Annotated in this window: 11 protein-coding genes; 7 read left to right on the forward strand and 4 right to left on the reverse strand. The window is 67.3% G+C overall.

Translation table 11 applies throughout. From position 1 onward, the window contains the following. Nucleotides 1-34: 34 nt before the first annotated feature. From PA27867_RS04670 to PA27867_RS04700, 7 genes are all read left to right on the forward strand, one after another. A complete protein-coding gene (locus tag PA27867_RS04670; protein WP_066593926.1) occupies nucleotides 35-580 on the forward strand; it encodes a hypothetical protein in 546 nt (181 codons plus the stop codon). Between the two features lie 116 nt (nucleotides 581-696). After that, a complete protein-coding gene (locus PA27867_RS04675) occupies nucleotides 697-1,482 on the forward strand; it encodes a hypothetical protein (RefSeq protein WP_157109123.1) in 786 nt (261 codons plus the stop codon). A gap of 142 nt (nucleotides 1,483-1,624) precedes the next feature. Further along, nucleotides 1,625-3,334, forward strand: coding sequence for a S1C family serine protease (locus tag PA27867_RS04680; RefSeq protein ID WP_066593930.1), 1,710 nt, complete (start codon nucleotides 1,625-1,627; stop codon nucleotides 3,332-3,334). 140 nt (nucleotides 3,335-3,474) lie between these two features. Beyond that, entirely contained in the window at nucleotides 3,475-4,536 is a 1,062-nt protein-coding gene (locus tag PA27867_RS04685) for a glycosyltransferase family 2 protein (RefSeq protein WP_066593932.1), read from the forward strand. Beyond that, entirely contained in the window at nucleotides 4,533-5,345 is an 813-nt protein-coding gene (locus PA27867_RS04690; RefSeq protein ID WP_066593934.1) for a CDP-alcohol phosphatidyltransferase family protein, read from the forward strand. Before PA27867_RS04685 ends, PA27867_RS04690 begins: the two co-directional genes overlap by 4 nt. Before the next feature lie 14 nt (nucleotides 5,346-5,359). Next, entirely contained in the window at nucleotides 5,360-6,247 is an 888-nt protein-coding gene (locus PA27867_RS04695) for a glycosyltransferase family 2 protein (RefSeq protein ID WP_066593936.1), read from the forward strand. Nucleotides 6,248-6,328: 81 nt separating this feature from the next. After that, nucleotides 6,329-7,609 (forward strand): CDP-glycerol glycerophosphotransferase family protein, encoded by a 1,281-nt coding sequence (locus tag PA27867_RS04700; RefSeq protein ID WP_066593938.1) that lies wholly within the window; start codon nucleotides 6,329-6,331, stop codon nucleotides 7,607-7,609. A 127-nt stretch (nucleotides 7,610-7,736) separates the two neighbouring features. Here PA27867_RS04700 and PA27867_RS04705 read toward each other — a convergent pair whose 3' ends face one another. The 4 genes from PA27867_RS04705 to PA27867_RS04720 form a co-directional block, all read right to left on the reverse strand. After that, nucleotides 7,737-8,633 (reverse strand): hypothetical protein, encoded by an 897-nt coding sequence (locus PA27867_RS04705; RefSeq protein WP_420480689.1) that lies wholly within the window; start codon nucleotides 8,631-8,633, stop codon nucleotides 7,737-7,739. 124 nt (nucleotides 8,634-8,757) lie between these two features. Continuing rightward, nucleotides 8,758-9,504 carry an ABC transporter ATP-binding protein gene (locus PA27867_RS04710; protein WP_066593940.1) on the reverse strand — a complete coding sequence of 249 codons (747 nt, stop codon included), beginning with the start codon at nucleotides 9,502-9,504 and terminating at the stop codon, nucleotides 8,758-8,760. Further along, nucleotides 9,504-10,304 carry an ABC transporter permease gene (locus PA27867_RS04715; RefSeq protein ID WP_236900838.1) on the reverse strand — a complete coding sequence of 267 codons (801 nt, stop codon included), beginning with the start codon at nucleotides 10,302-10,304 and terminating at the stop codon, nucleotides 9,504-9,506. The genes PA27867_RS04710 and PA27867_RS04715 overlap by 1 nt, the downstream gene beginning before the upstream one ends. 70 nt (nucleotides 10,305-10,374) lie before the next feature. Further along, entirely contained in the window at nucleotides 10,375-11,067 is a 693-nt protein-coding gene (locus PA27867_RS04720; protein WP_066593948.1) for an NTP transferase domain-containing protein, read from the reverse strand. Nucleotides 11,068-11,444 lie beyond the last annotated feature (377 nt).

Raw genomic sequence — 11,444 nt, forward strand, 5'->3', positions numbered from 1 at the left:
GATCGTGGGCGGTAGACGACGAACAGTCGGGCGGATGGTGATGGCGGCCTGCGTGGGCAGCCTGCTGTTGGGTGCGGCGGGCTGTACGGCTCCGTCCACGCCCACTCCAACGTCGAACCCGCCCACGGTCGCCCCGATCTTCGCCTCCGACGAGGAGGCCCTGGCCGCGGCCACTGAGGCCTACACGAATTACGTCGAAACGGCAGATTTGATCATCACCGAAGGGGGGATCGATCCAGAACGCATTGTGCAGTACACATCTGGCGATCTAGCGGAGACTGAGATGCAGTCGTATCGGTCTCTCCAACAGCAGGGACTGCACGGTACCGGAAAGAGCGCGTACAGCAACTTTGCCGTCCAGGCCTTCACCCCCGATGCACCTGACGGTGAAGGGATACTGACCGCATACGTTTGTTCGGACGTTTCGGGCACGGACATTGTCGACGCGGAAGGCCGTTCCACGCTTGCGGCTGAACGCCACCCAAGAACGCCTTTCTTGATTGTTTTCGATCTCAATTCTGAGGGGAACCGGCTGCTCGTGTCGGCCGCCAATGTCTGGGATGGCGCGGGTGTCTGCTGATGTATGGGGCACTTCGGACAGTGGCGCTCGTTGCAGCCTGCGTTGGTCTTCTGATCGCGGGTGCCCCCTTCGGCGCTGGTGCCGCAGTCCGAATGGAAGCCTGCAGCAGGCTTGATGTGCGCCAGGACACCTGCTCACAGGTAGGCGCCTCGCCGGGCAACGGCGGTGTGGATGTCAGGGCGGGACGTGATGAAGTGAGGCCGGGTCGGCAGGGCTCTGGCTCGGGTTCGGGTTCTGGCGGCGAACGCGGCGGAAGTGGTGGCAGCGGTCTGCCGAACGGGGTCAAGTTCGTTCCCGGCGGTGTCGCCGTGGACCAAGGTGATGCGGCGACCGCGCCGCTCGTCCCGCCGCGGCGGGGAACGGTGACAGCCCCGGTGGTCCCGGCCTGTCAGCCGCAGACGCCGTGCGACCCCGACCTGATCGTGCGGGTGAGCGACCTCGTCAGCATCCCCGCCGAACGTCCCACGCAGGGGATGGAACCCGACGGCTGGCTCGTCGTGGGAGTGCCGACCAACTTCTTTGCAACGGCTTCGTCCCACGTGCATGCGGGGCCGTTGCTCGGGGCACCGGCAGAGGTGAGATTCACGCCCGTGGAGTTCCGCTGGGACTACGGCGATGGAACATCGCGCACCTCCGCGACCGGCGGCGGGAGCTGGGCCAGCCTCGGCCTAGTGGAGTTCTCAGAAACCCCGACAAGCCATGTCTTCGACAACACCGGCACGCTCTCGATCGGATTGACGGTGTCCTACGCTGCCGAATTCCGCTTCGCCGGCGGCGACTGGCGCCCGGTTCTCGGCCTGGTGGCCGTTCCGAGCGGGCCGATCAGTGCGATTGCGGACCGAGCCGGCACAGTGCTGGTCGCCGACAACTGTTCGGCAAATCCCCGGGGTCCCGGCTGCTGAGCGTCCCCGTCGGGCCCCGCCGGGATCCTGCACGAATCGGAGCCGGGCAAGGTCACGGCTTCATCATTGACTGCTCCCAGTCTGCGCATATCAAACGCTCAGCTTCAAGCGAGAAGCTATCTTCGCTTGGAAGGAGCACACCATGACTGACAGCACTCAGAACTCGGGCAACACCCCCGACCAGCCCAACCAGCCGCACGACGCCACGCCCATCGAGGTGAACTCGACTGGTGAGGCCGTGACCGGGCACCCCACCGTCCCTACCGACAACTCGGCTCCGGAAGCCACGGCACCGCTGCCGCCGGCACCCGCTGCTGACACCACCGCCCACAACGTGGCCGCCGGCACCGCCGACAACTCCGCTCACAGCGCTGCCGCCGCGAGCGCAGCCGCTCACAGCGCTGCCACGCACCCCGCTGCCGCGCACCAGGCCCAGCAGCCGCACCAGGCCCAGCAGACGCAGCCGACCCAGCCTTACGGTCAGCCCGCCGCCTACCCGGCCTACCCCACGGATGCCTTCGGCCGCCCCATTCCGGGCCCCGACGGATCCACCCCGATTTACGCCCCCACTCCCGCTCAGCAGCAGGCCTACGCCAACGGCGCCGGCTACCCCGCGCAGCCCATCAGCGGCGCCAAGCCGCCCAAGGACCCGAACCGCCGCAAGGGCAGCATGGCCTTGGTGGCTGCTCTGGCCATCGGCGCACTGGTCGGCGGCGCATCCGGTGCGGGCGCCTCGGCCTACTTCTACTCGACGCAGAACAACGGCACCCCCGCCAGCCAGGCTCAGGGTCCGAGCACCGTCGTCGTCAACAACAAAGACAGCGTCAACGAGATCACCGCGGTGGCCGCCAAGGCCTCGCCCAGCGTTGTCACCATCGAGGTCGCCTCGGGCGAGTCCGGCGGAACCGGCTCCGGTGTCATCCTGAGCAAGGACGGCTACGTCCTCACCAACACCCACGTCGTCACCCTCGACGGTGCTGCGGCCGACGCAAAGATCCAGGTCAAGTCCAGCGACGGCAAGCTCTACACTGCCACGCTGATCGGCACCGACCCGGTCTCCGACCTCGCCGTGATCAAGCTCGACGACGCACAGGACCTCACGCCCATCGCCTGGGCCGACTCCAGCGACCTCAACGTCGGCGACACCGCCATCGCCATCGGCGCGCCGCTCGGCCTGTCCGGCACCGTCACCAACGGCATCGTCAGCGCCCTCAACCGCAGCATCACCGTGGCGTCCTCCGCGGCGCCCACGACGCCCGATGAGACCACCCCTGAGGGCGGCGACGGCAACTACTTCAACTACGACCTGCCGGGCAACACCCCCGACAGCCAGGCCGCTAAGAGCAGCATCTCGCTCTCGGTGATCCAGACGGATGCCGCCATCAACCCCGGCAACTCCGGCGGTGCCCTGCTCAACAGCAAGGGCGAGCTGATCGGCATCAACGTCGCCATCGCCAACGCCGGCGGCAGTTCCTCGTCGAGCGCGGCGGGCAGCATCGGGGTCGGCTTCTCGATCCCGGCCAACCTGGCCAAGCGTGTCTCCACCGAGATCATCGACAGCGGCTCTGCGTCACACGGCCTGCTCGGCGCCAGCGTCACCAGCGCGACCAGCACCGACAGCGCCACCGTCGGCGCCCTGATCAGCGAGGTCTCCTCTGGGGGAGCCGCCCAGAAGGCCGGACTGAAGGCCGGTGACGTCGTCACCAACTTCAACGGCGTGCCGATCACCGACGCCACCGATCTCACCGCCCAGGTGCGCACCCTCGCGGCCGGCGACACCGCCGACCTCACCTACGTGCGCGACGGCCAGTCGGTCACCGTGTCCGTCACGGTCGGCGAGCTCACCAGCTAGCCCTCCGCTGCTCCTTCCCGCTGCGCCGCCGGTTGTCAGACCGGCGGCGCAGTGTCGTTTAACGCCGGGGAGCGCCGGGCGGGAACCGGGTGAAAAGGCTCGGCTGCTAGGCTCAGGCGATTGTCCGAATGAGTGGAAAGATGGCCAGCCCAGTGCAGGAGAGCGCAGACACAGAGCTGATCGGTGTCTCGTACATCATGCCGGTGCTCAACGAAGCCAGCCATGTGCGGGCAGCGGTGCACAGCCTGCTGGAGCAGGACTACGACGGCCCGTTCGAGGTGACCCTGGCCCTCGGCCCGAGCATCGACGGCACCACCGAGCTTGTGGAAGAGATGGCAGCGGTCGACCCGCGCATCCGCGTCGTCGCCAACGAGGTCGGGTCGACACCCGCGGGCCTCAATATCGCCATCCGGGCCTCCCGCTACCCCGTCGTGATCCGCGTCGACGCGCACTCTGTGCTGCCCCGCGACTACGCCCGCATCGCCGTGGAGACCCTGCAGCGCACCGGCGCCGACAACGTCGGCGGCATCATGGATGCGCAGGGCACCGCCCCGTTCCAGCAGGCCGTTGCCCGCGCCTATGGCAGCAAGATCGGCCTGGGCGGCACCCCGCTGCACGTGGGTGGCGCCGAGGGCGAGGCCGAGACCGTGTACCTCGGCTGCTTCCGCCGCGACAGCCTGTTGCGCGTGGGCATGTTCGACGAGGGCATCAAGCGCGGCCAGGACTGGGAACTCAACCGGCGTCTGCGCGACAGCGGGGGTTCGGTGTGGTTCACGCCCCGGCTCAAGGTGATCTACCGGCCGCGCCCGAGCTTGTCCCGGCTGGCCCGGCAGATGACCTCCACCGGGTTGTGGCGCGGCGAGCTCGCCCGTCGGTACCCGGCGGCCAACGGCCTGCGGTACTTCGCACCGCCGGTGATGGTGCTCGGCGTCACGGTGGGCACGCTGCTCGGCCTGGTCGGTCTGGTGCAGACCCTGCTCGGCGCCCCGAGCTGGCTGCTGCTGGGCTTTGTCGCCCCGGCGGCCTACCTGCTGATCGTCCTGGTTGCCGCCGCGACGGCGACGCGGCCCGACGGGTTACGTGTCTCGCTCTGGTTTCTCGTAGTCTTGCCCTGCATTCACTTCTGCTGGGGTGTTGGTTTCCTGCTCGGGTACCTCAAGCTCACCACCAACATCTCGGCACACACGGGAAGACATCAATGACGTCAGGTTCGCCCAACACGGCTCGGCCCTCTTCGATCGCCGAGCTTCGTGCCGTCGCGCAACCTCCCGAGGTGCGGATGCGCGCCAACGCCGAGCACTGGACGGCGTCGCTGTACCTGCGCGACCTGTCGCCGTACCTCACCTGGATGCTCCTGAAGACCCGGATCTCGGCCAACGGCGTCACCGGCCTGATGATCCTCGTCGGCTGGTCCACGGCCGCCGCCCTGCTGATCCCCGGGATCTGGGGCGCCCTGCTGGCCCTGATCCTCGGCCAGCTGCAGATGCTCGTGGACTGCTGCGACGGCGAGGTCGCCAGGTGGCGCAAGACCTCCTCCCCGGCCGGTGTGTTCCTCGACAAGGTCGGGCACTACTCGACCGAAGCCCTGATCCCGATCGCCCTGGGCATCCGTGCGGCCGCCTACCCGTTCGAGGCCCCCGCCGACTTCCTGTTCACCACCCTCGGACTGGCGCTGGCGCTACTGATCGTGCTCAACAAGGCCCTCAACGACATGGTGCACGTGGCCCGGGCCAACGCTGGCCTGCCCAAACTGGCCGACAACAAGGGCGAGAAGGTTCCGCAGGCCGGCTTGATCGCCACCCTGCGCCGCCTCGCCCGGTTCCTGCCGTTCCACCGCCTGTACCACTCGGTGGAGATGACCATGGTGATCTTCGTCGCCGCGGTGATCGGCCTCATCGCCGGCCAGCCCGCCACCGACCGGGTCTTCCTGGCCGTGCTCGTGCCGCTGGCCTTCCTCGCGCTCATCGGCCACTTCCTGGCGATCATGGCCTCGAAGCGCGTGCGCTCCTGAGCCCGGACAGCCCGATGCCCGCAGCATCCGCCTCGACGCCGCCCACGATCGGCGTCGTCGTGCTCACCCAGGGCCGCCGTCCCGACGACCTCGACCGCGGCATCCGCAGCCTGCTCGCCCAACAGGACGTGCGGCTCGACATCGTCTGCGTCGGCAACGGCTGGCAGCCAACGGGCCTGCCCGACGGCGTCGCCGCGCTCGCGCTGCCCGAGAACCTGGGCATCCCCGCCGGCCGCAACCGCGGGGTCGAGCATGTCACCGGGGACTACCTCTTCTTCCTCGACGACGACGCCAGCCTGCCCGACCCGCGCTTCCTCATCGAGGCCGTCGGCATGCTGCGCGCCGACCCGAGCATCGGCCTGCTGCAGCCGCAGGTCGTCGACCCCGCCGGCCTCACCGCCCCGCGCCGCTGGATCCCTCGCATCCGCAAGGGCGAAGCCACGCACTCCAGCGCCGTCTTCTCGGTGTGGGAGGGCGCCGTGCTGCTGCCGCGCCGCGTGTTCGACGCCACCGGCGGCTGGGCCGAACCGTTCTTCTATGCCCACGAAGGTATCGAACTCGCCTGGCGGGTCTGGGACCAGGGCCTGCGCACCTGGTACGCGGGCAACCTGGTGGCCAACCATCCGGTGATCCTGCCCACCAGGCACGCGGACTTCTACCGGCTCAACGCCCGTAACCGGGTCTGGATCGCCCGGCGCAACCTTCCCGCGGTTCTGATGCCGTTCTATGTCGGCTCCTGGACGGCCATCCAGGTGCTGCGCGGCGCCCGCAACCGGCCCGCACTAGCCGCCTGGTTCCGGGGTTGGCGGGAAGGCTGGGCCACCGATCCGGGTGAACGACGCCGCCTGCACGCCCGCACCATCTGGCGGATGACCCTCGCCGGCCGGCCGCCCGTCATCTGAGCGCCTAACGATTGGCTACCGTTGCGTACCTCGATGGCGCCTGCAGGGCGTGGCCCCGATCTCGGTAGGTAGGCTGGAACAGTGGTAAGCAGCAAAGACATCCGACTCGCAGCAAAGCTGGTCAAGGATGTGCTCGGCTCTCGCAAGGCCCAGCGCCTACTGACCGAGCGCCTCTCGGCGCGTGGCCCCCTGCCGGCCCATCGTTTCAAGATCGCCGTGTACTTCGCGGATGGGCCGGTCAACCTCTACCAGATGCGCCAGTGGTACAAGCCCCTGGCCAAGCTGGCGGAGACCTGGCCCGTCGTGGTCCTCAGCCGCACCGCCGGCGGCACCCTCAAGCTTCTCGACGAGAGCCCCGTGCCGGTGGCCTACGTGCGCAAGATCGTCGACCTCGAGCGGTTGATCGCCGAGCAGGACATCCGCATCGTCCTCTACGTCAACCAGAACTCCCGCAACTTCCAGATGATGCGCTACGGGCGCCGCTGGCATGTTTTCATCAACCATGGTGAGAGCGACAAGATGTACATGACGACCAACCAGTTCAAGGCCTACGACTACTCGTTCGTAGCCGGACGGGCGGCCGTGGCCCGGCTGGGCAAGGTGCTCTGGGACTACGACTTCGACAAGCGGGCGATCACGATCGGCCGGCCTCAGGCCGACCATTACTCGGGCCAGCTGCCGTACACCCCCGACGAACGCACCGTCGTGCTCTACGCCCCCACCTGGGAGGGCGACCGGGCGGCCGCCGCCTACGGGTCCGTCGCCACCCACGGAGTTTCCCTGGTCACCGCGCTGCTGCAGAGCCCGCGGCACCGGGTGATCTACCGTCCGCACCCGCGCAGCGGCGTGGTCGACCACGCGTACGGCCAAGCCAACAAGCAGATCATGGCCGCCATCACGGCAGCGAACGAGCGCGACGCCGGCGCCCAGCACATCATCGACACCGGCGCAGACCTGGGCTGGCAGCTGTCGGCCGCCGATGTGGCGATCGTCGACATCTCAGCGATGGTCTACGACCGGCTCGCCTCGGGCCGACCGCTCATGGTCACCCGTCCGCAGAACCCCCTGGCTGCCATCGACACCAGCGGCTACCTGTCCGATTGCGAGTGGCTCGCCACCGGCGACACCGCCGGCATCGTGGAGACCCTCGACGAGCTCATGAGCGACGACACGGCCGAGGTGCGCCTGCGCGGCTGGGTCGAGCAGTACTTCGGTGATCCCACCCCCGGAGCGGCCACGGCCCGTTTCCACGGCGCGATCGGTCATCTGCTGGAGGAATGGGACCGGTTCGCCGCGTTGCACGCCGACGACGACGCGGGCCTGGCCGAGTTCGAGGACGTCAGCGAGATCGACGAGGTCTGATCGGCCGCAGGCGCCCGACGGTCGAGCCTGTCGAGACCCTCGTGAGCTAGGTGTATGTGTTGTGCCCCATACGTTGGTCGAGCCTGTCGAGACCAGGTGAGCCGATCTCGACGGCGCGACCCGCGGTCTACTCGCCTGCCGGTGTGACCACTTCTGGTTCTGCAGCACCACTGGCCGGCCGGCGACGCAGCGGCCGGGGGAGGGCCCGCAGTGCGCCGTGGCCCAGCTGGGTCAGGCGATTGGCCGGAACGATCGCGCCGTCGCGCAGGGTGATGGTGTGGGCCCGCGGGTCGAGCTCAGGCCGGAACTGGGCGGGAGCTTGGCCGAACGCGAGCCGGGACGACCCGACGACACGCTTGCCCAGGATGTGGTTGCCCATGCCGCCGATCACGGCGCCGATACCGAACGGCACTGCCTTGCCGATCAGGCTGGCCCCGCCCTTCGCGGCGAACTGCCTGATGAACGACCGCTTGAGCTTGTCGGTCAGCGGCCCCATGATGGCGCGGGGAAGGCTGGTGGTCACGAGCTCGCCCCAGTATGCGGTGCGGGCGACGCCGCCGCCGGTGACCTGGCCGGCAAGCTGGCGTACGAGGTCGGAACCCTCGTGTCCGAGCATCATGGTCATCACCAGCGCGCGGGCCCGTTCGGGATCGTCGACCGTGATGCCGTGCACCTCGCTCACGGATTGCGAGAACAACGCCGTCGCCTCGAGGAACCCGGCCGTTTCCACGCCGGAGAGTGCGAGGGTAATTCCGGTGCCGACGCCGGGGATCACCGCGGTGGCGCCGACCGCCGCGCCGCCGCCCGTGACAGCGGCCAGGTAGCGGCGCTCCAGGATGCGTACGATCTGGTCGGGGGTGGCCTCCGGGTGACGGTGGCGGATGCTGCGGATGTGCGCGAGCACCGCGGGGCGGTGGATCGCCATGACCCGGTCGAACCCTGTGGCCACGCTGGGCGGCAGCTGGCCGCCTCGTGGCATGCCGCCGGTGGGTGAGAGCAACGGTGTGGGCTTCTTCTTAGCCATGATGCAATCCTCCTCGGGTGCGCAAAGCACGAGTTTACGGGCCGAAACTGGGCATCCTCGAAGGAATTCCCAGCAGAACGGAGACCACGGGGCGTGACGAAACGGGGTCGGGTGACGTCACGAATCAGGCCGGTTTGACGCCGTATTCGGCGTTGTACCGGTCGAGGACCTCGTCGATGGGACCATCGAGCACCAGCGCGCCCTTGTCCAGGTAGAGCCCCCGGGCGCAGAACCGGCGCAGGTCACGTTCGTTGTGCGAGACGAAGAAGAGGGTGCGGCCGCCGGCCAACAGCTCTTCGATGCGCCGGTAGCACTTCTCCCGGAAGGCCTTGTCGCCCACGGCCAGCACCTCGTCGACCAAGATGATCGGCTCTTCGAGCCGGGAGATCACGGCGAACGCGATGCGCACCTTCATGCCGCTGGAAAGGTGCTTGTACGGGGTGTCGACGAAGTCGGCGATCTCCGCGAAGGTGATGATCTCATCGAAGCGCTCGTCGATCTGCTTGCGCGTCATGCCGTGCAGGCCGGCCGTGAGGTACACATTGTCGCGAACGGTGAGGTCGTCGACGAAGCCGCCGGTGATCTCGATCAGCGGCGCGACACCCTCGATGACGTCGACGGTGCCCTCGTCGGGCAGCACAACGCCGGTCACCAGTTTGAGCAGGGTGGACTTGCCCTGGCCGTTCCGCCCCACCACGCCGATGGCCTCGCCGCGCTGAACCGTGAACGACACGTGCTGCAACGCCCAGAACTCGCCAGGACGGCTGCGGCGGCGGCTGCCGGCGAACAGGTCCTTGAAGTTACGGCGACTGCGCCGGTTGCGGCGGAACCGGATGCCCACGTCGTCGAGGGAGATGACAGTCTCGCTCATCAGATCTCCTTCAGCACGGCGCGCTCGGTGCGGGTGAAGACCAGGAGACCGATCAAGAGGAAGGCCACCGACATGGCAGCGCCGACACCCACGATGAACCAGTCCAGCTCGCCCGGGAAGAATGCGGCCCGGTACAGGCTGAAGATGCCGCTGAGCGGGTTGAACGCCGCCCAGAAGTGCAGTTCTTTCGGCAGGTCACTGGTGGCGTAGATGATGGGCGATGCGTAGAACAGGAAGCGCAGGATCAGCTTGACGGCACGTTCGAGGTCGCGGAAGAACACGACCAGGGGAGCCACGATGAGGCCGATACCAGCCGTGAGGATGGCCTGGATGAGGATGGCCAGCGGAAAGAAGACGGCATCCGCATTGATCGTTGCGCCGGAGAAAATGGCGAAGAGCACGAGCACGGGAATGGCGGCGAGGAACTCGATGCCCTTGGACAGCACGAGCCGGTTCACCCAGATCGTGCGGGGAATCCGCGTGGAGCGGATGAGTTTGGCCTCGCGCAGGAACGCGCGGGTGCAGTCCGAGATGGCGCCGTTGAACCACATCCACGGCAGCAGGGCCGCGAGGAGGAAGACGATGTACGGGTCTTCGCCGACGGACCGCTTGAACACGACCGTGAAGACGAACCAGTAGATGCCGGCCATCACCAGCGGATCGAGGATCGACCAGAAGTAACCGAGCACCGATGTCGAGTAGCGCACTCGCAGGTCGCGCTGGGTCAACAGCCACAGCGAATGACGGTACCGCGCAAACGGGGTGCGCTGTTCAGGACGCACCTGAGCGTAACTACTCACGCGCTCTATCGTATGGGAGCAGATCGGGGCACGGCGCCACAGGCGACCGTGCCCCGCTCTCGAAGGTGGATCAGACGAACAGGTTCGCGCGCTCGAGGTCCTCGGCGAAGTCGACCTCGACCGCGTAGAAGTCCGAGATGTCCACGGGCTCGACGAGCATGCGGTTCTTCTCGATCGCGAGCTCGATGCCGCGCTCGAAGTAGTCCTGGTCTTCGACCTTGCTCAGGTGGTGGATGAGCATCGCCTTGTCGGCGGCGGACACGTAGTTGATGCCGACGGCCTCGCCGAGACCGTTCTTGACGGTCTTCGACAGCTCCTTGATGTAGCCCTCGGCGCTGGTCGTGTACTTGACTTCTTCGTCGGACACCTTGGACGTGTTCACGGTCACGAACGACTGGTCGCGCTTCATCATCGAAGCGGCGCGGTCGAGGATGGCCGGGTCGAACACGACATCGCCGTTCATCCACAGCACGCCGCCGGTGGCGGAGGCGCGCAGGGCGCGGAGCAGGCTCTTGGACGTGTTGGTCACGTCGTACTGCTCGTTGTAGACGAAGGATGCCTGCGGGAACGCCTCGATGATGTGCTCGAGCTTGTAACCGACGACGATCGTCACCTTGGTCTTCTTGCCGAAGGCGTGCTCGATGTTGTCGAACTGCTGCTGCATGATCGTGCGGCCGTCGTTGAGCTCGGTCAGGGGTTTGGGAAGCGAGCGGCCGAGTCGGCTGCCCATTCCTGCTGCAAGTATTACTACCTGGGTGGTCACGAATATCTCCTCAGAAAGATCTGGGTGGCCCCGCTTGTGGCACTGAATTCAGTCGAATTTGCCTGCGGTTCACCCTTAAGTTCACGTATAGACACTTCGTTATGCCACCTTCAGACTAGCTGAACACCCCGTTCCGGGGGAAGGGACGTTCGCATGCGTGTCCGGATCGTGACGATTCGTGCCGTTTCGGCGACCCCGCACGGACCGGCGTGGTGGGGAAAAAACTTTGGTGAGAATCCGCCGCCCACGGCGGTGAGCCTCAGCGAGGTCGGATGGTCCTTGGTAGGTTAGCGAGGTGACTCCTGTGCCTCCGAACTCCGAGCCAGACGAGCAGACTCCGGTCTTGCGCGTTCCCGATACGGAGCCGGAACGCGAGG

Source organism: Cryobacterium arcticum (assembly GCF_001679725.1).
Taxonomy (GTDB): Bacteria; Actinomycetota; Actinomycetes; order Actinomycetales; family Microbacteriaceae; genus Cryobacterium; species Cryobacterium arcticum_A.

What these genes read in the sequence shown, in the direction of transcription:
- PA27867_RS04705 (WP_420480689.1), bottom strand. Translation starts at nt 8,633, where the DNA reads ATGGCTAAGAAGAAGCCCACACCGTTGCTCTCACCCACCGGCGGCATG.
- PA27867_RS04670 (WP_066593926.1), top strand. Translation starts at nt 35, where the DNA reads ATGGTGATGGCGGCCTGCGTGGGCAGCCTGCTGTTGGGTGCGGCGGGC.
- PA27867_RS04695 (WP_066593936.1), top strand. Translation starts at nt 5,360, where the DNA reads ATGCCCGCAGCATCCGCCTCGACGCCGCCCACGATCGGCGTCGTCGTG.
- PA27867_RS04680 (WP_066593930.1), top strand. Translation starts at nt 1,625, where the DNA reads ATGACTGACAGCACTCAGAACTCGGGCAACACCCCCGACCAGCCCAAC.
- PA27867_RS04690 (WP_066593934.1), top strand. Translation starts at nt 4,533, where the DNA reads ATGACGTCAGGTTCGCCCAACACGGCTCGGCCCTCTTCGATCGCCGAG.
- PA27867_RS04710 (WP_066593940.1), bottom strand. Translation starts at nt 9,504, where the DNA reads ATGAGCGAGACTGTCATCTCCCTCGACGACGTGGGCATCCGGTTCCGC.
- PA27867_RS04685 (WP_066593932.1), top strand. Translation starts at nt 3,475, where the DNA reads ATGGCCAGCCCAGTGCAGGAGAGCGCAGACACAGAGCTGATCGGTGTC.